Annotated in this window: 21 protein-coding genes; 9 read left to right on the plus strand and 12 right to left on the minus strand. The window is 71.4% G+C overall.

The genetic code is table 11. The features are described from left to right. Positions 1–13 precede the first annotated feature (13 nt). From ACIBH4_RS02210 to ACIBH4_RS02250, 9 genes are all read right to left on the minus strand, one after another. A complete protein-coding gene (locus ACIBH4_RS02210) occupies positions 14–2,014 on the minus strand; it encodes a prolyl oligopeptidase family serine peptidase (protein ID WP_362511949.1) in 2,001 nt (666 codons plus the stop codon). A gap of 106 nt (positions 2,015–2,120) precedes the next feature. Further along, complete coding sequence (locus ACIBH4_RS02215) at positions 2,121–3,836, minus strand: ABC transporter ATP-binding protein (RefSeq protein ID WP_362511952.1); 1,716 nt, start codon at positions 3,834–3,836, stop codon at positions 2,121–2,123. Beyond that, entirely contained in the window at positions 3,833–5,551 is a 1,719-nt protein-coding gene (locus tag ACIBH4_RS02220) for an ABC transporter ATP-binding protein (RefSeq protein WP_362763388.1), read from the minus strand. Before ACIBH4_RS02220 ends, ACIBH4_RS02215 begins: the two co-directional genes overlap by 4 nt. Before the next feature lie 133 nt (positions 5,552–5,684). Then, a complete protein-coding gene (locus ACIBH4_RS02225; RefSeq protein ID WP_350944088.1) occupies positions 5,685–5,819 on the minus strand; it encodes a SapB/AmfS family lanthipeptide in 135 nt (44 codons plus the stop codon). 51 nt (positions 5,820–5,870) lie between these two features. Continuing rightward, positions 5,871–6,005 (minus strand): SapB/AmfS family lanthipeptide, encoded by a 135-nt coding sequence (locus tag ACIBH4_RS02230; RefSeq protein ID WP_350944088.1) that lies wholly within the window; start codon positions 6,003–6,005, stop codon positions 5,871–5,873. A 54-nt stretch (positions 6,006–6,059) separates the two neighbouring features. Further along, positions 6,060–6,191, minus strand: a complete 132-nt coding sequence (locus ACIBH4_RS02235; RefSeq protein WP_362511959.1) for a SapB/AmfS family lanthipeptide — start codon at positions 6,189–6,191, stop codon at positions 6,060–6,062. A 4-nt stretch (positions 6,192–6,195) separates the two neighbouring features. Next, complete coding sequence (gene lanKC / locus ACIBH4_RS02240) at positions 6,196–8,844, minus strand: class III lanthionine synthetase LanKC (protein WP_362763385.1); 2,649 nt, start codon at positions 8,842–8,844, stop codon at positions 6,196–6,198. Positions 8,845–8,962: 118 nt separating this feature from the next. Then, entirely contained in the window at positions 8,963–9,718 is a 756-nt protein-coding gene (locus tag ACIBH4_RS02245) for a histidine kinase (protein ID WP_362763382.1), read from the minus strand. Between the two features lie 230 nt (positions 9,719–9,948). After that, positions 9,949–10,662, minus strand: coding sequence for a M50 family metallopeptidase (locus ACIBH4_RS02250; protein ID WP_362511968.1), 714 nt, complete (start codon positions 10,660–10,662; stop codon positions 9,949–9,951). A gap of 326 nt (positions 10,663–10,988) precedes the next feature. Between ACIBH4_RS02250 and ACIBH4_RS02255 the strand changes: the two genes are divergently transcribed. Further along, entirely contained in the window at positions 10,989–11,465 is a 477-nt protein-coding gene (locus ACIBH4_RS02255; protein ID WP_362511971.1) for a nuclear transport factor 2 family protein, read from the plus strand. Positions 11,466–11,475: 10 nt separating this feature from the next. Further along, entirely contained in the window at positions 11,476–12,621 is a 1,146-nt protein-coding gene (locus ACIBH4_RS02260) for a magnesium and cobalt transport protein CorA (RefSeq protein ID WP_362511974.1), read from the plus strand. A gap of 47 nt (positions 12,622–12,668) precedes the next feature. Here ACIBH4_RS02260 and ACIBH4_RS02265 read toward each other — a convergent pair whose 3' ends face one another. Beyond that, complete coding sequence (locus tag ACIBH4_RS02265; protein ID WP_362511977.1) at positions 12,669–13,136, minus strand: DUF16 domain-containing protein; 468 nt, start codon at positions 13,134–13,136, stop codon at positions 12,669–12,671. 144 nt (positions 13,137–13,280) lie between these two features. Then, entirely contained in the window at positions 13,281–15,497 is a 2,217-nt protein-coding gene (locus ACIBH4_RS02270; RefSeq protein WP_362511980.1) for a thiamine pyrophosphate-dependent enzyme, read from the minus strand. Positions 15,498–15,979: 482 nt separating this feature from the next. Between ACIBH4_RS02270 and ACIBH4_RS02275 the strand changes: the two genes are divergently transcribed. Next, positions 15,980–16,591, plus strand: a complete 612-nt coding sequence (locus ACIBH4_RS02275; RefSeq protein WP_362763379.1) for a hypothetical protein — start codon at positions 15,980–15,982, stop codon at positions 16,589–16,591. A 385-nt stretch (positions 16,592–16,976) separates the two neighbouring features. Beyond that, positions 16,977–17,843: a universal stress protein gene (locus ACIBH4_RS02280; protein WP_362511986.1), complete on the plus strand. Its 867-nt coding sequence runs from the start codon at positions 16,977–16,979 to the stop codon at positions 17,841–17,843. Here ACIBH4_RS02280 and ACIBH4_RS02285 read toward each other — a convergent pair. Continuing rightward, positions 17,833–18,447: a TetR/AcrR family transcriptional regulator gene (locus tag ACIBH4_RS02285; RefSeq protein WP_362511989.1), complete on the minus strand. Its 615-nt coding sequence runs from the start codon at positions 18,445–18,447 to the stop codon at positions 17,833–17,835. The two genes, ACIBH4_RS02280 and ACIBH4_RS02285, sit on opposite strands and share 11 nt — an antisense overlap. Before the next feature lie 118 nt (positions 18,448–18,565). Between ACIBH4_RS02285 and ACIBH4_RS02290 the strand changes: the two genes are divergently transcribed. The 5 genes from ACIBH4_RS02290 (at position 18,566) to ACIBH4_RS02310 (ending at position 24,471) form a co-directional block, all read left to right on the plus strand. Then, positions 18,566–20,134 (plus strand): carboxyl transferase domain-containing protein, encoded by a 1,569-nt coding sequence (locus ACIBH4_RS02290; protein ID WP_362511993.1) that lies wholly within the window; start codon positions 18,566–18,568, stop codon positions 20,132–20,134. Positions 20,135–20,220: 86 nt separating this feature from the next. After that, complete coding sequence (locus ACIBH4_RS02295; protein ID WP_362512329.1) at positions 20,221–22,191, plus strand: biotin carboxylase N-terminal domain-containing protein; 1,971 nt, start codon at positions 20,221–20,223, stop codon at positions 22,189–22,191. Then, positions 22,188–22,361, plus strand: a complete 174-nt coding sequence (locus ACIBH4_RS02300) for a hypothetical protein (protein WP_362511996.1) — start codon at positions 22,188–22,190, stop codon at positions 22,359–22,361. The genes ACIBH4_RS02295 and ACIBH4_RS02300 overlap by 4 nt, the downstream gene beginning before the upstream one ends. Then, complete coding sequence (locus ACIBH4_RS02305; RefSeq protein ID WP_362511999.1) at positions 22,361–23,311, plus strand: hydroxymethylglutaryl-CoA lyase; 951 nt, start codon at positions 22,361–22,363, stop codon at positions 23,309–23,311. Before ACIBH4_RS02300 ends, ACIBH4_RS02305 begins: the two co-directional genes overlap by 1 nt. A 2-nt stretch (positions 23,312–23,313) precedes the next feature. After that, positions 23,314–24,471 carry an acyl-CoA dehydrogenase family protein gene (locus tag ACIBH4_RS02310; protein ID WP_399171357.1) on the plus strand — a complete coding sequence of 386 codons (1,158 nt, stop codon included), beginning with the start codon at positions 23,314–23,316 and terminating at the stop codon, positions 24,469–24,471. Positions 24,472–24,814 lie beyond the last annotated feature (343 nt).

The raw sequence follows: 24,814 nt of genomic DNA on the forward strand, positions 1-24,814 counted from the left end.
GGGACGGGATCGTCTACCGCGTCTCGAAAACCTCCAGGCCGGTGTGGGCGGCGAGGAAGGTGAGCATGTCGGCGGCGAGGTCGACGGCGCGGCCCGCCGAGCGGGGGCCGTGGCCGACGTCGCCCTCGTGGCGCAACAGGATCGGCCGCGTCCCCGACGTCGCCGCCTGCAGCGCCGCGCACATCTTGCGCGCGTGCATGGGGTCCACCCGGGAGTCACCGCCGAACGTGGTCAGCAGCGTCGCGGGGTAGTCGACGCCGTCGGTGACCCGGTGGTAGGGGGAGTAGCCGAGCAGCCATCCCAGCTGCTCGGGATCGTCGGCCGAGCCGTACTCCGACCTCCAGACGGGGCCGAGGCCCGAGCGCTCGTACCTGACCATGTCGAGTAGCGCCGCCGAGCAGACGGCGGCGGCGAACAGGTCGGGGCGCTGCGTCAGCGCGGCGCCCACCAGCAGCCCGCCGTTGGACTCGCCGCAGGCGGCCAGCTGCGCGGGGGTGGTCCAGCCGTCGGAGACGAGCTTCTCGGCCGCCGCCGCGAAGTCGTCGAAGGTGTTCTGCTTGCGCTCCAGCATGCCGTCGCGGTGCCAGGCCGCGCCCTCCTCGCCGCCGCCGCGCAGCTGGGCGAGGACGAAGACCCCGCCCGCCTCGACCCAGGGCAGGATGTAGCTGGAGTACGACGGCGTGAGCGAGAGCCCGAAACCGCCGTAGCCGTACAGGATCGTCGGCCTGGGACCCGAGCCTGGGCGGGCCAGCACGACCATCCGCACCGGTGTGCCGTCCGCGGAGACGCAGACCACCTGGCGGGCTTCGAGCTCGGACACCTCCACGGCGCCGGGTGCGGGGCTCCACAGCGACGTCCGCCCGGTGCGCGTGTCGTAGCGGTGCACTCCCAGGGGCGTGACGCTGTCGGTGTAGGTGAACCAGACCTCGTGGCCGCCCTCGGGGCGGGTGGTCATCTCCCTCGCCGAGCCGAGGCCGGGCAGCGGCACCAGGCCGCGCCGGTTTCCTGTCACCACGTCGTGGACGCTGACCTCGCTGACCGCGTGCCGGGTCCAGCTCACGAGGAGCGTCTGGTCGGCGATCGCGAACTCGCCGATCACCGCCTCGGGGTCCTCTTCGACCAGGTCGACCCAGTGCTCGGGGCCCGGTCGGGCCGGGTCGGCCACGCACAGTCGTCCCCGTGGCGCGTCCAGGGTGGTGAGCAGGTACAGGCGCCCGTCGCGGCCGACGGCGGGCGCCGTCATCGCGCCCGCCGCTCGCTGGATCACCCGCAGGTCGGGGCGCTCGGGGGAGGAGGACGACAGGTCGGCGAGCCAGAGGTCGTTGCCGCCGTCCGCCATCGCCGAGACCGTGAGCCAGCGCCCGTTGTAGCTGATCCCCAGGCCGTACGAGCGCTCCTCACCCATGATCACCGCGTCGTCCTCGGCGGGGGTGCCGAGCCGGTGCAGGCGGACCTGGCGGGAACGGACGTAGAAGAACGCCTTGCCGTCGGGCAGCCACGCCACGGGCGCGTACCGGCAGCGGTCGATCGGACCGTCCACCACCCGGCGGGTGGCGACGTCCATGACCCGCAGTTCCGACCGCTCGTCCCCGCTCCTGGACAGCTGGTACGCCACCAGCCTGCCGTCCAGGTCGGGCTGCCAGTGGTCGAGCGTGGTGAGCCCGCTCGGGTCGAGCTCCATCGGGTCGATCAGTGCCTCCTCCGCCCCGTCGGGGGCGGTGCGGTAGAGGACCGCGTGCTCCTGGGAGGCCGTACGACGCAGAAAGAACCGGCTCCCGCCGCGCCACATCGGCGTGCCGACCGTTCCGGCCCCGGTCAGCGCGGCCACCCGCGAGTGCCACAGGTCGCGTCCCGGCAGCGTGCCGGCGTGTTCGCGCCACAGTTCCCCCTGGGCGGCCGTCCAACTTCGCGTCGCGGGGCTGTCGGGGTCCTCCAGCCACCGGTACGGGTCGGGAACCGCGTGACCGTGCAGGTGGTCGACGACCGGGTGCCGTTCCGCGGGAGGGTAGATCATCGAATTCCTCCGGTGCGAGGTCCCCGGGCCTCGGCCCTGGGCGGGGAACACGGTGAGCAGGGGGAGTAGGTCGCGAGGGGCGGGGAGGTCAAGGAGGGCGGGGAGGTCAAGGCACCAGCTCCTGTGTGTTCGACGGGTCCCACTGTCCGGCCAGGTCCGCGTACAGCGGGGAGGTGGCGAGCATCTCCTCGTGCGTGCCCAGCCGGACGCTGGTGCCGTCCATGACGAGGATCCGCCGGGCGCGCAGGGCGGAGGTGAGCCGATGGGCGATGACGAGGAGCGTGCCGCCACGGCGGGCGAACGCCTCCTCCGCGCGGGCCTCGGCGGCCGGGTCCAGGTGGCACGTCGCCTCGTCGAGGATCACCAGCCGGGCCGGGGCGAGATAGGCGCGGGCCAGGGCGATCAGCTGCCGTTCCGCGGGGGAGAGCGACCCCGAGTGGATCTCGGCGGAGTATCCGCCCAGCCGCGCCACCAGGTTCGTCAGGCCGACCGCGGTCACGGCGTCGTCCACCGCCTCCCGCGAGGCGTCGGCGAGGTAGGTCAGGTTCTCCAGCAGGGAGCCGCGGAAGACGTACGCCTCCTGCGGGATGAGTACCCGGTCGGCGGGGTCGAGCCGGTCCGCGGGTACCCCGCGCACCAGGACCTCGCCCGCCCCCGGCGGGAGCACACCGGTCAGGAGCGCGGCGAGTGTGGACTTGCCGATGCCGCTGGGACCCACGACGGCGATGTGGTCCCCCTCCGGGATCACCAGGTCCAGACCGTCGATCACCGGCTCCGCGTGCGGGCCGTACGCGAACGTCACGCCGCGTAGTTCGGCCCCTCCGCCCCGCGCCGCGAGCCGCCCGCGCGCCCGCGCGGGCGGCTCGCCGTCGCGCAGGAGCCTGCCCAGCGCCACCCGCAGCCGGACCCCGTTGATGCCCAGCCCTTCCACGAGGTTGCCGAGCGCGGGCGCGAGCGACTGCGTGACGTAGGCGAGGGCGCCCAGGATCACCCCGGCGCCCGCGCCCTCGCCCACGAGCCGGGGGGTCGCGAACAGCACCAGCAGGACCGGCAACCAGCCGCCCACCGCGAGCGACAGCGTGCGCAGCGCGGTCACCCGCGCCAGCGACCGGGCCGCGCGGGCCTGCTCCGCCACCCGCAGGCCGACATCGTCCGCCACCCGCTCCTCGGCCCGGCAGGCGGTGATGTCGCGCAGCCCGCCCACCGTGGTGGCCAGCGCCTCGGCGGTGCGCTCGTCGGCGAGGATGAAGTCCCGCTGCCGCCTGGCCAGGGCGCGCAGCGACAGCAGGAAGACGACAAGGCCCACGACGAAGGGGGGGAGCACCAGCGCGAGCACCTCGGGCACGAGGGTCGCGAGCCCGAGGACGACGCTCACCACGGTGAACGCGAACGACCTCACCACCGTGATGACCGAGGCGAAGGCGTCGCGGGCCAGCTCGACCTGGAGGTTGGAGCGGGCCACCGCAGCCGCTCCCGGCCCCTGCCCGGACATGACCGAGTGGCGCAGCGCGTCGTCGACGACGTGCGCGAGCAGTTCCTCGCGGAACGGCTCCACGATCGAGGCGACGGCCATCACCACCTGCCGGGCGCCGACCGCGGCGAGCAGCCACGCGCCGCCGAGCAGCGCGAGCCAGGCGAACCCGGTCGCGGGACGTCCCGTGCCGAAGCCGTCGTCGATCGCCCGCGCGATGGCCAGGCCGATGACGAGCGAGGGCGCCGTCTCCGCGACGGACCAGCCCGCGAGCCTGACCAGCTGGTACGGGTCCCTCCTGAGCGCCCGCCGCAGGGGCCTGCCGGCGACGTGTCCGTCCGTGGGATTCACGACGCGTCCGCCTGGAAGACGGCGCGGTAGGCGGGGTCGGCCCAGAGCGCGCGATGACCGCCGCACGCCCGTACCCGGCCCTCGTCCAGCCAGATCACCCGGTCGGCCGCCGCCGCGGTCGCCACCCGGTGGGTCACGATCAGCCGCGTACGGTCGCGCAGTTCCCGCGACAGCGCGCGGGCGACCTGGCGCTCGGTGACGGTGTCGAGGCTGGAGGTGGCGTCGTCCAGGATGAGCAGGCGCCCTCCCTGCGCGAAGGCGCGGGCCAGGCCGAGCCGTTGCCGCTCGCCGCCGGACATGGGCGCCTCCTCCAGCGGCGTGTCGTACCCCCCGGGGAGCCGCCTGACGAAGGCGTCCGCGCGGGCCGCCCGCGCCGCCGCCCGCACGACCTCGCCTTTCTCGCCCGGCCGGCCGTCGCACCCGGTGCCGGGGGTGGGAGCGTCGAGCCCCAGGGCGACGGCGGCGCCGACGGTCTCGCCGAGCAGCGCCGGGCGTTCGAACGCGTACCCGACGGCGCGGCGCAGCGCCTCGCGGGAGAGGTCGGGCAGCGGGACGCCGTCGAGGAGTACCGTGCCGTGGCGCGGGTCCACCAGCCGTCCGGCGACCGCGGCGAGCAGGGACTTTCCCGCCCCCGAGCGGCCGACCACGGCCACCGCCTGCCCGCCGGGGATGACGAGATCGATATCGTGCAGGCCGTCCGCGTCGACTCCGCGAAGCTCAAGCGTGCCGGGGCCGGCGGGCAGCGGGCGGCTGCCGTAGGCCCGCGGGCTCTCGGAGACCAGCTCCTCCACCCTGGCCGCGGCGGCCCGCGCCCTGGCCAGGCGGCCGACGTAGCCCAGCGCCGAGCCGAGACCCGCGCCGAGCACGACGTAGCGGGCGGCGGCGTACAGCTCTCCGGCCGTGAGGTCCCCGGCGGCCAGGCGCAGCCCGCCCACCCCGAGCACGGCCACCTCCAGCAGCGGGACCACCGCTCCCGCCTGTACGCCGGCCCGCGCGTTGGCCCGCCACATGTCCATGGCGTGGCCGCGCAGCCTGGGCAGGGCGGTCAGCACCCGTGCCCGCTCCTGGTCGGCGGTACCGGCCGCGGCGATCGTACGGGCCCCGGCGAGGGCGTCGACGAGGCGGGCGGCGATGTCGCTCTGTGCCGCCTGGTAGTCGCCCGCTATCGAGGTGCTCACGGTGAGGAAGGCCCGTAGGACGAGGGCGATGAGGACGATCCCGGCGACCAGTGTCACGGTCAGCAGGGGGTCGATGAGGGTGAGGGCCACGATGCCGCCCGCGGTGGGGATGACCAGCGCGGCCCCGGTGACGATCGACTCGGGGGCGCGTCCGATCTCCTCGGTGTTCAGGCCCATCCGGGTGACCAGGTCTCCCTCGGGGAACCGGTGGGTGATCATCGGCCCGACGCCGAGCACGTTCCGCACGACCCGGTTCCTGAGCCAGGCCGAGGAGCGCGCGCCGCTCGATCCCGAGGCCCAGACGCCGAGGGCGTCGCAGAGCACGGTGAGGGTCACGGCGGCGGCGCAGGCACCGAGCCAGGTCGCCGCTCCGGTGCCGCCGGGCGTGTCGGTGACGAGCTCGTCGACCGTCCTGCCCAGCACGAGCGGGAGCGCGAGCTGCGCGAAGGCGCCCAGGACGGAGGTGGCCACGAGGACGGCGAGCCAGGGTCCGCCACGCCGTACGGTGTCGGCCACCAGCCGATCCGCTGCTCGCACGTTCGCACCTTCCTGAACCGCCCGGCTTCCCGGGTTTCCTTGAGGTCCCGGGCTTTCTCGGTGTTCCGGCCCCTCCCGGAACGGGAGTGCCCGGGACGGCCGCCGTCGCTGGCCGTCCCGGGCACGGGTCTCACTAGTGGCAGAGCAGGAGGCTCAGGTTGCTGGGCTTGCCGGACTCGCAGCCCAGGACCGTGAGGGTGCTGCCGCCACCGCCGCCGCCGTGGCCGCCGCCGGGGGTCTCCAGGGACTGCAGGTCGAGAAGGACCATCGAAGTTGCTCCGTTTCTACGGGTTCTACGGGTTGTGTGGAACGGGGAGGACTAGTGGCAGAGCAGGAGGCTCAGGTTGCTGGGCTTGCCGGACTCGCAGCCCAGGACGGTGAGGGTGCTGCCGCCACCGCCGCCGCCGTGGCCGCCGCCGGGGGTCTCCAGGGACTGCAGGTCGAGAAGGACCATGGAATTTCCTCACTTCTGGTGGGAACCGAACCGATATCGGGAAAACCGGGATGCCTAGTGGCAGAGGACGACGCTCAGGTTGCTGGGCTTGCCGGACTCGCAGCCCAGGACCGTCAGCGTGCTGCCGCCGCCACCGCCACCACCGCCGGTGGGGGCCTCCAGGGACTGCAGGTCGAGAAGAACCATGTCGTTACACCTCCTTCGATGTCGATGTGTCGTGGGGGCCAAACCGCCCGGCGGGTTCGTGCGCGGACACCCCTGACGGGGTGCTCGTGCCGCCGGGCGGCTCGATGAAGGGGAGGAACACCGGCCGGTCGTGCAGCACGGCGCTCATCGCGAACAGGACTCCGGCCGTGCCGGTCGCGAAGTCCATGGAGAGCCTGAGCAGCTGGTTCCCGGGGAAGGCGAGCCCGCCGCCGTGGGGCAGCGCGTGCCAGGCCAGCCCGCGGAGCTGCTCGGCCACGTCGGTGTGGTCGGTAAGGGAGGCGTTCGGCTCGGGTCCCAGACCCCAGCCGAGGGCGCCGATCATGCCGCTCCGGCCGGTGAACAGGCCGGACTGCACGAAGTAGCGTCCCCGGGTGACGCGCCGGCAGCCGTCGAGCGCGGCGCGCAGCTCCTCGTCCTCCCGGTGGGCCAGGTAGCGGGCGAGGACGATGCCGATGCCCACCGATCCCTCGTCCAGGTAGGGCAGCGTGCGCCAGCCCTGGTCGACCTGGAGGGTTCCGTCCTCGCCGGTTACGCAGCGCCGCAGGTCCTGCCGGAGCGCCACGGCCGCCCTGTCGAGCAGCGACGTGTCGCCGGTCTGCTCGTAGGCGTGCAGGAAGAGAAGAGCGGGCCCGGAGGAGCCGTACATCAGCCCGGCCCGGGGGTGGACGCCGCCGCTGACCTCGGGTACGTCCTCGGGCCCGCCCAGCCTGTCGGAGCAGATGCCGGTGATCTGCAGGGCCACCTCGGTGAAGGTTCGCTCGCCGGTGGTCCGGCCCAGGTGGAGAAGGTTCAGGCCCATGCCGGCCAGGCCGCTGAACAGCCCGAGCTCCAGCGCCTCCCATTTCTGGCGCAGGCACAGGTCGGCGGTGTCGATCGCGTCCTGGCGGTGCCCGAGCAGGTCGAGGACGTAGGCCACACCGTGCAGGCCGTCGTAGAACCCGATCCCCGTCCCCGGGGCGGGGGCGAGCGCCTTCGCGCGCAGCCAGTCCTCGTGCTCGGGACGGCGCTCGGCTCCGGTGCTCGCCAGCGCGTAGAGCACGCCGGCCGCGCCGTACGCGAGGTTGACGCCGCCGCCGGGCTGGAACTGGGCGACGTCGCCGGGGAAGAGCCGGTCCTCGCGCTCGGGGGTGGCGCTCGCCAGGATGGCCCGGGTCATCGCCTCCTTGAGCCGGGGCCAGCTGTCGCGTCCCGGTTTCGGGTAGGGCGTGGCCGCCGCGGGTTCGGGGCCCGCGACGGTGCGGACCGCCTCGTCGAGCATCTCGCGCGGCACGGGGAAGGTCTCGCCGATGAGCCTGGCCAGTTCGGTCACCTTGGCACGGTCGAGCGACAGCATGATCGTGAGCTGGGGGGCGAAGAGCCCGAGGCAGAGGCAGGACAGGGCGTACAGGTCGACGTCGACGCCCTGCCGGTCGGCCGGCGCGCCGAACGCCGGGTGGGCGAGCGCCGCGCGGCCGCGGTCCTCGGTGAGGGTCGCCACCTCGTAGTCGATCAGGACCAGGCGGCCGTCCTCGGTCAGGAGGATGTTGTTCGGGTGCAGGTCACCGAAGACCACCCCGCGCTCGTGCAGGGACTCGACCGCCCGGCGCACCTTGGGAAGTATGTCGAGCACCCAGGCGGTGTACTCGGCGATGGCCGCGTCGTCGCAGGTCGCCCTGGTGAGCGGGTATTTGTGCACGAGTTGGCGCTGGAGCGGGTTGCCGTCGACGAACTCCTCGACCAGGAAATGGTGCCCGCCCAGAGTGAAGTAGTCGATCAGTGCGGGTACCGCGTCCAGCCCGGACAGGCGCTCCAGCATGTCGCGCTCGTGCGCCAGCCGCGCCACCGCGTCCCGGCCGGCGGCGTCCAGGCCGGCGTGCGGGCGGGCCTCCTTCAGCACGACCCGCTCCCCGGTGCGCAGGTCTTCTCCCAGGTAGACGCCGCCGCCGTTGGAGAACTGCATCACGCTCTCGACCCGGTACGGCAGCCCCTCGGTGGTGACCGCGTTGCGGGCCGCGAGGTGGGGTTCGAGGAAGGCGGGCAGCGTCACCCAGGACGGCACGCCGAAGGCGGGCTCCCGCACGTCGGGGACGAGCCGTCCCTCGCCGTCCTCGATGGCCAGCACCAGCTCGCCGTTGTCGGCCAGGCAGCGCCGTCCGGCGAAGCCGCCGTACCGTACGAAGAGCGGTCCCTGGCCGTAGCGGAGGTCGCTGAGGATGTAGGGCCCCTCGATGCCCGTGAGCAGCTCGTCGAGCTCCTTGAGCGTGAGCTCCAGCTGCGCCTCGTCCACCGGGTAGATCGTCACGAGCTTCCCGCTGGAGCCACGAGGGGCGGCCTTGGAGTTCAGCATGGTCATGACCGGCAGGCTGCGCAGGAACTTGAACGCGATGTCGCGGGGGACGCAGTAGTCCCAGACCGCCTCTATGGCGCGGTCGGCGTCCTCGGTGCGAGCGGAGACGTGGATCTTCCAGCCCTGGGCGGGTGTGCGACCGCCGAGCGGCGCGTAGTGCATCCAGGTGTCGGTCGCCTGGTGCTGCCAGCCGTCCGGGACATTCCGGGCAGCGAGCGCGAAATCGGGATGATCACCCCGGCGGCCGTCAAGCGTGTCATAAAAAAGCGGGTCGGCCAGGCAATAAAGCTCATACTGGTCATCCACCACATTCTCCCCTGCTGTCTTCCAGAAGAGAGAATTACGGATAACCCGAGAAACCACTAGTTACAAACTAAACCAGTCGTATATGCGAAACTCACAGTGTCAACCATGACGATGTGCGCTACCTGCGCTTTCGCGGTAAACGTGAATATGATTCGGGAAAATTGGTGGGAACCTCGGCCATCAGGGTGAACCACCCGTCCGTGCCGCCGACCGCCCGCACCGTGCCGCCCAGCTCGCCCACGCGGTGACCCAGGTTGTCCACGCCGTTGCCGGTGGAGGCGGTCCCGAAGGTGCCTCCGGAGGATGTCTCCTGCCGGGGAGCCCCGTCGTTGACGACGGTGAGGCGTAGCCGGCCGTCGTACTCGACCAGCTCGATCGCGCACCGCTTCACCCGGCTGTGCCGCAGCATGTTCGTCACGCCCTCGCGGACCACGGCGCCCAGCGCGGTGCTCACGACCTTGGGAAGCTCGTCCACGTCGACCCGGACCGAGCAGTAGGCCCCGAAGCCCTCCATCAGGGTCCTGGCCCGCGTGACCTCGCCGGAGAACGACAGCCGGTGGACGGCCTCCGACACGTTCCGTACGGCGTGCGCGGCCTGCCGCACCGCCTGCAGCACCTCTTCCAGCTCCTCGCGCAGGCGCGCGTCGCCGTTCGCCTTCCTGTGGGCCAGCTCTCCCTTGATGGACGCCAGCCAGAGCCAGTGCCCCACGATGTCGTGCATGTCGCGGGCGAATCTCTCGTACGCTCTGCTGAGTGCCCGCTCCCGCTCGGCGTGGAGCCGTCTGATCCGCAGGGCGAGGACGAGTGTCACGCCCAGTGAGGCCAGCAGGATGCCCGTTCCGACCGCTCCGACGAGGTAAGCGGGGTGGGGCATGGAGCGCCTCTCGCAGGAGAAATGATATTCCCGCTAATAAACTCAAAAAAGTTGTTAAATGTCAATCAAGAGGCGTGGTCCCGCGACGCGATGCGGCAGGCGGAGGGCCGCCGTAAAATCAGCATGAAATGCGGCGATATAGCCCGTCTAATGCTTCATCGGTGAATCGTGATCGCCGTGCTTCCCCGCGCGGGGGCGGACGACGGGCACGGAGTGTCGCGCGGGATCGCTCAGATGAGCCCGAGCGCCGAGGGCAGCAGCAGGTACGCTCCGGCCACCAGGCACGCGCCCGCCACCACGAGGAACAGAAAGACCCAGAATCCGCCGGGCAGGAAGGTGAGCCTGGCGAGCTGGTCGGCGTCGGAGTCGGGCGCCTGGTGGCGGCGCCGCTTGCGCTGGAGCTCCACGATCGGCCGGATACCGCCCAGCAGCAGGAACCACACGGCCAGGTAGGCCAGGACCGCGTCCATGTCGGGCGCCGCGTACCAGGTGAAGGCGAAGATCGCGCCCCCGGTGGCGAGCAGGCTCACCACACCGAACAGGTTGCGGATCAGCAGCAGCATGCAGAACAGCAACCCGATCACCATCGTGATCAGCACCGCCACATAGCCGGAGGAGGTGAGCCACGCTCCGCCCAGTCCGAGCAGGGACGGGGTGACGTATCCGGCGGCGGCGGTCAGAATCATGCCGAACCCTCGGGGCTTTCCCCTGGTCAGGGTGACACCCGAGGTGTCGGAGTGCAGCCGGATGCCCTCCAGTTTGCGCCGGGTGAGCAGCGCCACCAGCGCGTGCCCGCCCTCGTGGGCGATGGTGATCAGCCCTCGCGACAGCTGCCACGAGGTGGACCACGACACCACGCCCAGGGCGGCCAGAGCGGACAGCAGCACAACCCACAGGGGCGGCCCGGAACGGGACGTGGTCAGGGTCACCCAGAGGTCGGACAACGCTCGTTTCTCCTTCGCGGCGTGAGAGTAAAGCGTCCCACGACTGCCGGTGTGCTGGGGATAAAGTCGGAACCGTGCCGAATATGATGCCGGAATTCGCGAACGCGGGCGGTTTCGCCCGCCGACGAGGACCGGGCCGGACCGGCGAGATCCCGCTCGTCGGCGACCTCCCGAACATCCCCATCCGTACGCCCGTCGGCCCCGCACACCCGGTGGGCCCGGCGACGACCGGATCCACGCGCTGTACTGGCAAAACGCGGACAATCTCCTTGGCTCCTCCGCGCACTACACTCGGTCGGCAGGATATTGATGGTCGGGAGAAACTCGTGAACGATCGGAACGCCGAGCTCATCAAGACGTTCTACGAGGCATTCGCGCGCCGCGACGCCGACGCGATGGAGCTCTGCTACCACCCTGACGTCACCTTCGGTGACCCCGTCTTCCAGGACCTCGAAGGACGAGACAAGGTCATGGGCATGTGGCGGATGCTGCTGAGCCGCAGCCCCGACCTCGCCGTGACCGTACGCGACATCACCGCGCGCCCGTACGAGGGCACGGCGCACTGGACCGGTCGTTACACCTTCGGCGAGAGGGGCAGGAGGGTCGTCAACGAGGTCGACGCCCTCTTCCGCTTCGAGGACGGACTGATCGTCCGCCACCACGACGACTTCGACCTCAGGCGCTGGTCCAAGATGGCGATGGGCCGGCCGGTCGGAATCGTCCTCGGCTGGACCCCGATGCTGAGGGCGAAGATCCGTGCCACCGCGATGCGGTCGCTGCAGGAGTTCATGAGCGCCCGATGAGGAGAGACGTGTGACCGACCGGCGAATGCGAGGCCTGCGGAGCCTGATGCGCGGGCGTTCCGGCACCGGTCGGGAGTCGCCCGAGCGATCGATGGACCCCAGATCCGTTGGCGAGGAGCGGCCGGCCCCACCCCGCTCGCGCGTCATCGACAACGCGATCTACGTCAACGGTCATCGGGCGGCCACCCCCGAGTCGCTGCCCGAGGCGTTCGAACGCCTGAAGAACACCCCGGACGGCATGGCCTGGATCGGCTTCTACCGGCCGGAGGACGGCGTCATCCTCAACGTCGCCGAGGAGTTCGACCTGCACGAGCTGGCGGTCGAGGACGCCATCGTCGCCCACCAGCGCCCCAAGGCCGACCGCTACGGCGACACCCTGTTCGTGGTGCTGCGCCCGGCCCGCTACCTCGACGAGGCCGAGGAGGTCGACTTCGGCGAGCTGCACGTCTTCGTCGGCAAGAACTTCGTGATCACCGTACGGCACAGTGAGGCGCCCGACCTGTCCCAGGTCCGCCGACGCATGCAGCACGACCCCGAACTGCTCGGCCAGGGGCCGCAGGCGGTGCTCTACGCCATCCTCGACGCGGTCGTGGACGGCTATGCCCCCGTGGTCGCCGGCCTGCAGAACGACATCGACGAGATCGAGGTCCAGGTCTTCGGCAACGAGCCCGGGGTCTCCCGCCGCATCTACGAGCTGTCGCGCGAGGTGATCGAGTTCCAGCGGGCCACCCAGCCGCTCCTGGGCATGATCGAGGGTTTCATCGCGGGCGCGGACAAGTACGGGGTGGACCAGGAGCTGCAGAGATATTTGCGGGACGTGGCCGACCACGTGATCACCGTCGCCGAGCGGGTGAGCGGCTTCCGCCAGATGCTTCACGACATCCTCGTGGTCAACTCGACCATGGTCGCCCAGGCCCAGAACGAGCACATGACCAACCTCACCGAGGCGAGCAACGCCCAGAACGAGGAGGTCAAGCGGATCTCCGCGTGGGCCGCGATCCTGTTCGCCCCCACCCTCGTCGGCACCATCTACGGCATGAACTTCGACGTGATGCCCGAGATCCACTGGGCGTGGGGCTATCCCTTCGCGGTCATGCTCATGGCGGGCGTCTGCCTCACCCTCTATCTGGTGTTCAAACGCCGAGACTGGCTGTGAACCCGTCGTGAGCCCCGGACCATCGGCCCGAGGCTCATCGGCGAGGCTCAGCCGAGCTTGGTCAGAATCAGGTCCAGCTTGCCGTCCATGGAATCCATCCGGCCCTCAAACGAGTCCATGCGGCCTTCCATGGACTTCATCCGGCTTTCGAAGGACTCCATCCGGGTGTCCAGGGCATTGACCTTGGTGTCGAGGTTGTCGACTTTGGTGTCCAGGTTGTCGACCTTGGCTTCCAGGTTGTCGACTTTGGTGTCCAGGGCGTTGACCTTGGTGTCGAGGTTGTCGACCTTGGTTTCCAAGATGTCGACCTTGACGGCGAGGGCGGAGAGATCATCCTTCGTGGCCATCCGGTTCATGATCTCTTCGAACATCGGCGTGGTGTAGGTCATGACCTCCTCGCGGATGAGCCTGGGGAGATCGTTCAAGGTCCCCTTGATGTCCGCCAGGTCCGCGCCTGTCCTGAAGGCCCAGGCCTCCAGGTCCACCACGCGCTGACCGGTGCTCTTCGTCGCCACGTCGGGCATGTTATCTCCTGGTCGGGGGAACGAGGGGCTGACCTGCCGACGAACCAGAGGCGCGATCTGTGACGGCGTGCGACCAATTGAACACGCTCCGCTGGAGTGGTGGGGTCGATTCCGGGATTTCGAAAACGAGGGCGGTCAGCCGAGCAGCTTGCGGGCGGCCGCCTCGATCTCGGCCTCCGACAGCAGCACGTGCCTCGCCGCCTCGCCCAGTGGGATGAAGCTGTCCGAGGAGGTCACCCGGGCGATCCTGCCGGTGAAACCCGCGTCGAGCAGCTCGGCGACGATGCTCTCCGAGACGCCCCCGGTGCGGCGGGTCTCGTCGGCGATCAGCACCCGGCCGGTCAGCTCCGCGGCTCGCATCAGGTCCTCGACCGGGAGGGGGGAGAGCCAGCGCAGGTCCAGGACCCGGCAGCTGTGTCCCTCCGCGGTGAGCCTCACCGCGGCACGCAGGCTCATCCGCAGCCCGTTGCCGAAGGTCACGATGGTCAGGTCGCGGCCGTCGCCGTAGCTGCGGGCGCGTCCGATCGGGATGTGCGTCTCCGCCCATCGCGCCGGAGGGGCGTACGGGGCGAGCCAGCCGTTGTCACCTTCCTCGAACATGTCACGGGTGTTGTACAGGGCGATGGGCTCAAGGAAGACGCAGACGCTGCCGTCGACGCGTGCGGCGGCGAGGCAGGTGCGCAGCATCGAGGCGGCGTCGTCGGGCCGGGCGGGAGAGGCCACGACCAGGCCGGGTATGTCGCGCAGGGCGGCGATGGAGTTGTCGTTGTGGAAGTGGCCGCCGAAGCCCTTCTGATAGGCGTAGGAGGCGACGCGCACCACCATCGGGTTGCGAAAGGCCCCCTGGGAGAAGAACTGGAGCGTCGCGGCCTCGCCCCGGATCTGGTCCAGGGCATTGTGCAGGTACGCCAGATACTGGATCTCGGGCACCGGCAGCAGGCCGGAGATCCCCGATCCGAGCGCGAGGCCGAGCACGGACTGCTCGTCGAGGAGGGCGTCGAACACCCGGCCGGAGCCGAAGCGCTTCTGCAGGCCGCGCGTGACGCCGTAGACGCCGCCCTTGCGTGCCACGTCCTCGCCGAAGACGAGCACGTCGGGGTGGGCGGCCAGGGAGTCGGCGAGGGTGCGGTTGACGGCCTGGGAGAAGGTCAGCGGGCCCTCCCGCTCGGGGAGCCTGCCGGCGAAGGACCTCGACCTGACGTCGGGGGCCGCCACTTTGGTGCAGGCCGCGGCGACGGCCGCGGGGGTGCGCGGGGCGAGCGGCTCCACGATGTCGAAGGCGGAGATCAGCCTGGGGCGCCGCGAACTCTCCATCGCCATCTTGAACAGGTGCTCGCGCGTCGTCTCGTACCGGAGCAGCAGCTCGTCGGGAGTGGTCAGGCCGGCCTCGACGAGCAGCCTGGCGGTCGCCACGAGCGGGTCGCGCGCCAGGTCCGCGTCGATCTCCCGCTTGGTCCGGTATGACAGCTCCACGTCCGAGCCCGCGTGGCCCATCAGCCGGACGGTGCTTACCCGCAGCAGGGCGGGTGCGCGGTGCGTGCGGACGTGGTCGGTGGCGGCCAGTGCCATGTCGTGGACGTCGGCCAGATCACAGCCGTCGGCCTCGAAATACCTCATCAGCGGGTGGCGGGCGGCCTTGACCCAGCCGTCGGGGGTGCGCACGCTGATGCCCAGGCCGTTGTCCTCGCAGACGAAGAGGATCGGCAGCGGCAGCTTCTGGTATGAGCCGTAGGCGGCCGTGTTGAGGCCCGACAGGGCGCTGGCGTGGTTTGTCGAGGCGTCGCCGAAGCTGCAGGTCACGATCGCGTCGCTCGGCCACGGCCCCGGCACGCCGAGCTGGCGGGCGCGCTCGATGGCGAAGGCCACGCCCACCGCACGGGGCAGGTGGCTGGCGATCGTGGAGGTCTGGGGGATCACCGCGAGGTCCGGGTGGCCGAAGACCTTGTGCCGCCCGCCCGCGATCGGCTCCTCGACCGAGGCGGTCAGGCCGAGCAGCACGTCGCGCAGCCCCTCCTCGGGCAGCCGTCCCGCCATCGCCGACCTGGTCAGGTAGAAGGCGCCTGACCGGTAGTGCAGGAGGGCCGGGTCGGTGACGCGCAACGCGGCGGCGACCGCGGCGTTGCCCTCGTGCCCGGCCGAGCCGATCGTGTAGAACCCCTCGCCCTGCTCGCGCAGCCAGCGGGCGGTGACGTCCAGCAGCCTGCTGCCGAGCTGGAACTGAAACAGCTCGCGGCACCTGGCCCCGGTCAGGGTGGTGTCCTCCCGCACGGGCAGGCCGGGGTCGCGCGGTGCGCCGGGGGAAAGGGCACTCACGGCGTCGGTGAAATGGGTCTCAACAGTTTCGCGCGCCACAGCCCGATTATGTCCCCCATCGACGGACGCCGTCCCCAACCTTGACATCTTTGATGGGTGCGAGATGGCGGACCGATCACCCTTAACCAGTATTCATGACAGCTTGTCAGGTGTGATTTCACGGCCCGTTCGACGAATGAACAGGAACGTCAGGGCCGGGTACTCCACGCCGGTCCCCAAGTCGAGGCCTTGGTGCCGGAACCCCGGCGCGACACTCCGGCGCAGGGCTCTGACACGGGAATTCGACGCCGGACCTCCCAGGCAGGATGAGTCGGGTCAGAAGGGCGGAAGCCCCGAACGGTGTGAGCGTATTCGTTTCCGGCCTTGTGTTCCGATCCATGGGTATCTCGCGCACCTGTTGCCACAAGCCGTTCCTCCTGCGGACTTCTCGCGGAGGGTCTCTTTGCCATCGGCGGGTACTGCGGCTGCCAGCATCTTCGGAGTTCACGTCCATCGCATCAGTGACATGAGTGGAGACGCGCATGCTTGGAAAATTGATTCTCACCGGGGCGGTGGGGGCGGTCGTCATGCTGCCGGCCGCCGCCCACGCCGCCGGACCGTTTCCGGATACGGCGCGGTCCGTCACGGCGCTTTCCGGTGACACGCCGGTTTCCGGGATAACGGCCATCGGGAGCGCGTCGGCGTACGGAAACCCGTCGGTGCCGGTGTCCGCACCGGTGTCCGCGCTGTCGCCCTCGGTCGCGACGCCGCCTCCGCCCGCACCGGCGCAGGGAACCGCTCCGGTGCCCGCGGCCGCGGTGCCCGGGACTCCGCCTCCGCCCGACGAGTCGCTCACGCCCGGGACGACCCCGCCCGGTGTCGTCCCGCCCGGTTCCACTCCGCCGGTCGGCACGTCCCCGCCCGGCACGACTCCGCCGGTCGACACGACCCCGCCCGGCACCACCCCGCCGGTCGGCGTCGCGCCGCCCGTGACCGTCCCGCCCGTGACCGCCCCGCCGGTCCAGGTCGTATCGACGCCGGTGATCTTCGCCGCGCCGGGCACGCCGCTCGCGGTCACGTCGGCCGTCGCCGCATGGGCGGGAACGTTCTGTGCGCCGACCGGCGTCGTGGCGGTGGCCGGTTCGTGTCTGTAACCGGTTCGCGCCGGTGCTCGTGACCGTCCCGTGCCCGCACCTGTGATCGGCTCGCGCCGGCGACGGTCCCATGCCCGTGACCGTCCCGCGCGAGGGAGACGCGGATGAGAGGCGGATAAGACACGGCGACGTTACGGATGATCGCCTCGACGACCGTGCCGGTGACCGGCCGTCGCGCCACTCCGGCAGATTCGCGCGGCCGTGCGGCCCGCGCGAAACCCCTCCCGGCCCCGGCCGGTCTTCAAGCGCCCTCCCGCCCCTGGGCGGGAGAAGGCATCTTTGCCGATGCGCGCCGCAAAACAGGAAGAGTCTTGTGAAAGCGCTCCCCTTTTAGCGGACGGACTCGGAGAAGGATGGAAAGGAGCGACGCGGGAGAGGAGCCGCCATGCCGGTAAGGGACGAAGGGCGATCGGTGGTCGTCGGATACGACGGCTCGGCGGAGAGCCGGTTGGCCCTGCGTTGGGCCATCGAGGACGCCCGCCTGAGATTTCTCCCGCTGCTCGTCTGCCACGCCTGGCAGTGGCCCTACCCCAGGCTCTCCCTCGCCCCCGAGACCACCGAGGTCGTACGGCGGATGGGCAGGCGCGTCCTGGAGAGCGGGCTGATGACCGCGCGTGAACTGGCGCCCAAGGTGCCCGTACACGGGCGACTGGTGGAGGGGACTCCGGCCGTCGCCCTGGTGGGCCTGTCGAACGACGCGGATCTGATCGCGATCGGCCCGCGTGGCGCGGGCGACTCCGAGGAACTGCGGATCGGCTCGACCGTCGAGGTCGCCGCGCACGCCCGCTGCCCGGTGGCCGTCGTCAGGAGACCGGGCCACCCGCGCGCCGGCCGCGTGGCGATCGCGGTGGAGGACGCCGCCGTCGACTCGCAGGAGCTGGCCATCGCCTTCGAGGAGGCGAGGCTGCGCAGGGCGGCGCTGCTCATCATCTGCCTCTGCTCCGAGGACACCGGCGATCTCAGGTCGGTGGCCGTCCACTTCAACACCAGCGTCGCGGTGTGGGAGGAGAGGTATCCCACGGTCGTGGTGGAGACCATGATCGAGACACGCCCTCATGTCGAGGTGCTCCGTCGCGCGGCCGACCGTTCGGACCTTCTGGTCGTCGCCGACCGGGAGCACCACGATCCGCTGGATCCCGCGATCGGCCCGGTCTGCCGGGTGATGCTGAGCGAGGCGCCGTGCACGGTCGTGGTGACCCCCTCGCAGGCGTGGAGCCCGTCCACCCGATCGGAACTGTACGTCAGGGGTTAGCGATCCCTAACTCTGGGGCGGCCAGCGCCGCGCGTGCCATACCGCGCAGCAGGTCGGCCATCGCCGCGGGCGACAGTTCGCCCGCGCTGTGCGGGGTGGAGTTGAGCAGTCCGAAGACGGCGTGGGTCGCGGCGCGCAGCCCGGCCTGGGAACGCGCGGGGTAGAGCTCGCTCAGCACGGTGACCCATTCCTCGACGTACAGCCGCTGCAGCCGGCGGATCCGCCGGCGCGCGGGCTCGGGCACGTTGCCGAGCTCCCTGTCGTGCACGGTGATCAGTGCGGGGTGGCTGAGCGCGAACTCGATCTGACAGCTGAGCAGGGCGTCCAGTGCCTGCTCGGCGTCGGCGGCCTCGGTCACGCGGCGCGCGCCCGAGGTGTGCAGGCGCTCGCTGACATCCAGCAGCATCTCCGCGAGCAGGGCGTCCTTGCCGCTGAAGTGGCGGTACAGGGCCGGGCCCGAGGTACCGACCGCGCCGCCGATCTCCTCGATCGAGACGCCGTGGAAGCCGCGGGCGGCGAACAGCTCCGCCGCGGCGTCCAGGATCTCCGCGCGCCGGGAGCCACGGGTGCGTGCAGGGGACTGAGCAGTCGTCACCTCTCGCATGGTAGACGGTAACGTTAATAATGACTAACATCTGCGGTGAAGTCGGGCATCGGTGCCCCGGCGGTGGCAGCGCCGGGGCAGATCGGATGGTCCGGGCGGAGCGGACGGGGAGGCTCGTATGAGTGGCTGGCCGGTGCTGCGGAGTGCCTGTGATCCGGGCGGCGAGGGCTTCAAGCGCAACGCCGAGGTGAACGAGCGCCTGGTCGCCGACCTCCGGGAGCGCCTCGCCGTGGCGGGGCTGGGCGGCCCCGAGAAGTCGCGCGCCCGGCACGTCTCCCGGGGCAAGCTGCTGCCCCGCGACCGCGTCGACTCGCTGCTCGACCCCGGTTCGCGCTTCCTGGAGCTCTCCCAGCTGGCCGCGGGAGGGATGTACGGCGACGTGGCCCCCGCCGCAGGGATCATCACCGGGGTGGGCCGTGTCTCGGGGCGCGAGTGCGTGGTCGTCGCCAACGACGCCACCGTCAAGGGCGGCACCTACTATCCGATCACCGTCAAGAAGCATCTGCGGGCCCAGGAGGTCGCCCTCCACAACAACCTGCCGTGCGTCTATCTCGTCGACTCGGGGGGTGCGTTCCTGCCCAAACAGGACGAGGTCTTCCCCGACCGCGAGCACTTCGGCCGGATCTTCTACAACCAGGCGACCATGTCCGCGCGCGGCATCCCGCAGATCGCCGCGGTCCTCGGCTCCTGCACCGCGGGCGGAGCGTACGTCCCGGCGATGAGCGACGAGGCGGTGATCGTCCGCAACCAGGGCACGATCTTCCTCGGCGGCCCGCCGCTGGTGAAGGCCGCCACCGGCGAGGAGGTCACCGCCGAGGAACTGGGCGGCGGCGACCTGCACGCCCGCGTCAGCGGCGTCACCGACCACCTCGCCGACGACGACCGCCACGCGCTGCGGATCGTCCGCGACATCGTCTCCACCCTCGCGCCGCGCACGCCCGCCCCCTGGGAGCGCGTGCCCTCCGAGGAGCCCGTGCACGACCCCCGCGACCTGTACGGCATCGTCCCCGCCGACACCCGCACCCCGTACGACGTCCGCGAGATCGTCGCCAGGATCGTCGACGGCAGCAGGTTCGGCGAGTTCAAGGCCGAGTACGGCGCCACGCTCGTCACCGGGTTCGCCCGCATCCACGGCCACCCCGTCGGGATCGTCGCCAACAACGGCATCCTGTTCGGCGAGTCGGCGCTCAAGGGCGCCCACTTCATCGAGCTGTGCGACCGGCGCAACACCCCGCTGGTGTTCCTGCAGAACATCAGCGGCTTCATGGTCGGCAGGGCGTACGAGGCGGGGGGCATCGCCAAGCACGGTGCGAAGATGGTCACCGCCGTCGCCTGCGCCCGGGTGCCCAAGTTCACCGTGGTCGTCGGCGGCTCGTTCGGGGCCGGCAACTACGCGATGGCCGGGCGTGCCTACTCGCCCCGGTTCCTGTGGATGTGGCCGGGGGCACGCATCTCGGTGATGGGCGGCGAGCAGGCCGCCAACGTCCTGTCCACCGTGGGCGACGCCGACCCCGACGCCATCCGCGCGCAGTACGAGGAGCAGGGCAACCCCTACTACTCCACCGCCCGCCTCTGGGACGACGGGGTCATCGACCCCCTCGACACCCGTACCGTCCTGGGCCTGGCCCTTTCGGCCTCGGCCAACGCCCCCCTCGAACCCGTCGGCTACGGCGTCTTCCGGATGTGACCGCACCCATGACCCACTCAACCCACCCGGCCCACTCGAGCCGTCCGGTCTCCTCGGCGCACATGTCGCCACCGCGCGAGGGACGGATGTTCGACACCGTCCTCGTCGCCAACCGCGGCGAGATCGCCCTGCGGATCACCCGCACCCTCCGGAGGCTGGGCATCCGTTCGGTCGCCGTCCACAGCGACGCCGACGTCGGGGCGCGGCACGTCCGCGAGGCCGACGTCGCGGTGCGGCTCGCCGGCGGTTACCTCGACGCCGACGGCATTCTCGCCGCCGCCGCAGCGACCGGCGCCCAGGCGGTGCATCCCGGATACGGCTTCCTCGCCGAGAACGCGGACTTCGCCCGGCGCTGCGCGGAGGCCGGGCTCGTCTTCGTCGGCCCGCCGCCGGAGGCCGTGGAGGCGATGGGCGACAAGATCCGAGCCAAGGCCACCGTCTCGGCGGCCGGGGTGCCGGTCGTCCCCGGCGGCGCCGAGCCCGGCGACGACCTGGCCGAGGCGGCCGGGCGGGTCGGCTTCCCCGCGCTGATCAAGCCCTCGGCGGGCGGCGGAGGCAAGGGCATGGTGCTCGTGCGCTCCGCGGCGGAACTGCCGGAGGCACTGGAGTCCGCCCGCCGCACGGCCGCCGCCGCGTTCGGCGACGCGACCCTGCTGATCGAGCGGTTCGTGGAGAACCCCCGGCACATCGAGATCCAGGTGATGGCCGACGCCCACGGCGGCGTCATCCACCTGGGCGAGCGCGAGTGCAGCCTCCAGCGCCGCCACCAGAAGATCGTCGAGGAGGCGCCGTCGCCGCTCCTCGACGCCGAGACCAGGGCCGCGATGGGCGCGGCGGCGGTCGAGGCCGCCAGGTCCGTCGGCTACACCGGCGCGGGGACGGTCGAGTTCATCGTCCAGGGCGCGACCGGCGACTACTACTTCATGGAGATGAACACCCGCCTGCAGGTCGAGCACCCCGTCACCGAGCTGGTCACCGGACTGGACCTCGTCGAGCTCCAGCTCAGGGTCGCCGCCGGTGAGCCCCTCCCGCTCACCCAGGACGAGGTGCGCCTCGTCGGCCACGCCGTCGAGGCCCGCGTCTACGCCGAGGACCCCTCCCGTGGTTTCCTGCCGACCGGCGGCCGGGTCCTCGCGCTGCGCGAGCCGCCGGGGGTGCGGGTCGACTCGGGACTGATGGCCGGGGGCCTGGTCGGCAGCGACTACGACCCGATGCTGTCGAAGGTCATCGCCTGGGGCAAGGACAGGACGGCCGCCCTGCGGCGGCTCGACGGCGCGCTCGCGGCGACGGCCGTGCTCGGGGTGCCCACCAACATCGCCTTCCTGAGGGCCCTGGTCGGTCACCCCGCCGTCCTCGCCGGAGACCTCGACACCGGTCTCGTGGAGCGCCACCTCGGCGAGCTCGTCTCCCGCGAGGACGCCCCCGCCGACGTCCTCGCCGCCGCCGCCCTGGTCCTGCACCGCGAGCACGCGCCCGCGAGCACGCCCGCCGATCCGTGGGACGTCACCGACGGCTGGCGGCTGGGCGAGGCGGCCTGGACCGTCTACCGGCTGGAGAGCCGCGACGAGGTCTGCGAGATCAGGGTCCGCGGCCTGCCCGCCTCGGGAGCCGAGGTCCGCCTGCCCGGCGCGGAGGCCGTGCGGGCGCGGCTCACCGAAGAGAGCGGCGGCGAGGGCGGCGACCTGCTCGTCACCCTCGGCGAGACCGCGAGACGCTACGCGGTCGCGAGGGACGGCGACGTCGTCTGGCTCGGCCGCGACGGCGACGCCTGGGCGCTCACCCGCCACCACCTGGGAGACCCCGGTGACCGGGCCGGCGCGGGCGGCCCGGGTGACGGGCTGGTCCGCAGCCCGATGCCGGGCACCGTCCTCGTGGTGAAGGCGGGCCTGCGGGAGCGGGTCGCCGAAGGGCAGCCGCTTCTCATCGTGGAGGCGATGAAGATGGAGCACACCGTGACCGCCCCGATCGGCGGGGTCGTCGCCGAGCTGCGGGTCCGTGCGGGCCAGGCGGTCGCGATGGACGCCGTGCTCGCCGTGGTCCGCGAGGAGGAGCCGTGACAATCTCCGCTCCGGTCGCGGAGGCCGCACGGGAACGCGGGAAGATCGCGACACAGGCGGCCAGATGGGTCGTGACGCACGACGACGGCGGAGTCACGGCCGGATGGGTCGCCGAGATCGGGCCACCGGCTACGGGGACCGCGAGGCACGAACCGGTGAGGAGGGCGTGATGCGCGAGCCACAGAGGGTCAAGGCCGAAGGGCTGCCGGAACGGGTCACGATCTACGAGGTCGGGCCGCGCGACGGGTTGCAGAACGAGGCCGCGGTGATTCCCGTCGAGGTCAAGGCCGAGTTCATCGCCCGGCTCGCCGCCGCCGGGCACCGCGTGATCGAGGCCACCAGCTTCGTCCACCCCAAGTGGGTGCCCCAGCTCGCCGACGCCTCGGAGCTGCTGGCGGGCATGAAACGGGTTCCCGGCGTGCGCTACCCGGTGCTCGTCCCCAACGAGCGCGGCCTCGACCGCGCGCTCGAACACGGCGTCGAGGAGATCGCGATCTTCGCCAGCGGCACCGAGACCTTCGCGGGCAGGAACCTCAACCGGACGCTGGAGTCGCAGTTCGCGATGTTCGAGCCGGTCGTCGCGCGGGCGCTGGAGCACGGCCTGAAGGTGAGGGCGTACGTCTCGATGTGCTTCGGCGACCCGTGGGAGGGGCCGACGCCCGTCGCCCAGGTCGTCTCCGTCGGGCGCAGGCTCCTCGATCTGGGCTGTTTCGAGCTGTCGCTCGGCGACACCATCGGTGTCGGCACCCCCGGTCACGTCGCCGCGCTGATCGAGGCGTTCGGCGGCCCCGACCGGCTCGCGGTGCACTTCCACGACACCTACGGCCAGGCCCTCGCCAACACCCTCACCGCCCTGCGCGAGGGCGTAACCGTCGTCGACGCCTCCACCGGAGGCATCGGCGGCTGCCCGTACGCCGAGAGCGCCACCGGCAACCTCGCCACCGAGGACCTGGTCTGGATGCTGCACGGCCTCGGCGTCGAGACAGGCCTTGACCTCGCCGCGCTGGTGGAGACCAGCACCTGGCTCGCCGCGAGGCTCGGCCGCCCCAGCCCGTCGCGGGTCGTCCAGGCCCTGGGCGAGAACCCGTCCCGCACCACCGCAGAGAACGCCGAGGAGTGATCATGCCCAAGCTGACCGAGGAGTACGAGGAGCTTCGCAAGACCGTCGAGGCGTTCGCCCGCGACGTGGTGGCCCCGGTGATCGGGGACCTCTACGAGCGTGAGCAGTTCCCCTACGACATCGTGCGGCAGATGGGCGCGATGGGCCTGTTCGGGCTGCCGATCCCCGAGGAGCACGGCGGCATGGGCGGCGACTACTTCGCGCTCTGCCTGGCTCTGGAGGAGCTGGCCAGGGTCGACTCCAGCGTGTCGATCACCGTCGAGGCCGCGGTGTCGCTGGGCGCGATGCCGATCTACCGGTTCGGCACGCCCGAGCAGCGCGCCCAGTGGCTGCCCCGGCTGGCGTCGGGCGAGATGCTCGGCGCCTTCGGCCTCACCGAGCCCGGTGGCGGCTCCGACGTGCCCGGCGGCATGCGGACCACCGCGGTGCTGGACGGCGACGAATGGGTGATCAACGGTACGAAGGCGTTCATCACCAACTCCGGCACCGACATCACCGGGGTGATCGGCGTGGCCGCGATCACCGGCGAGCGCGCCGGAGGGAAGAAGGAGATCTCCACGATCCTGGTGCCGTCCGGCACGCCGGGCCTCACCGTCTCGAAGAAGTACTCCAAGGTGGGCTGGAACTGCTCCGACACCCGTGAGCTCTCCTTCGAAAACTGCCGCGTCCCCGCGGGCAACCTGCTCGGCGAGCGCGGACGCGGTTACGCGCAGTTCCTGCAGACGCTCGACGAGGGTCGCGTCGCGATCGCCGCCCTGTCCACCGGCCTGGCCCAGGGCTGCGTGGACGAGTCGCTGCGCTACGTCCGCGAGCGCGAGGCGTTCGGTCACCCCATCGGCCACTACCAGGCGATCCAGTTCAAGATCGCTGACATGGAGGTCCGCACCCACACCGCCCGCCTCGCCTACTACCACGCGGCCGAGAAGATGCTCGCGGGCGAGCCGTTCAAGAAGGAGGCCGCGATCGCCAAGCTCGTCGCCGGCGACGCCGCGATGGACAACGCCCGCGACGCCACCCAGATCTTCGGCGGCTACGGGTTCATGAACGAGTACCCGGTCGGCCGTTTCTACCGCGACGCCAAGATTCTGGAGATCGGCGAGGGCACCAGCGAGGTCCAGCGGATGCTGATCGCGCGGGAGATGGGGCTTTCCGGCCTCTGACCCCGTTGGCGTCGCACGGGCCCACGGAGGGAGACCGCGACCGCACCCGGCGAAGTGACGTGAGGTGAGCAGGGGGTCGCCCCGACTGGGCCGCGCCGGGGGCAGGTCTTGTGGCCCCGCACCGAACGTCGACCGGGAAAGCCTCGGCGGGGAGCAGCCGTCGCCGAGGGAAACCCGGCCAGGGATGGGAGACGCCCCACTGCCGGGTCCACCGGTTTCACCGGTGCAGGGGGCCGGGCCGTCGCCTCGCGGATTTCGTCGGTGTGGGGGACCGGCCGTCGCTTTGCGGAAGTTTGACGAGGCGGCCCGGCGTGGCTCCGGATCCCGTCGGGCACGCTGCGGG

Origin of the sequence: Streptosporangium sp. NPDC050284, assembly GCF_044459525.1 — a bacterium.
Lineage (GTDB): Bacteria > Actinomycetota > Actinomycetes > Streptosporangiales > Streptosporangiaceae > Streptosporangium.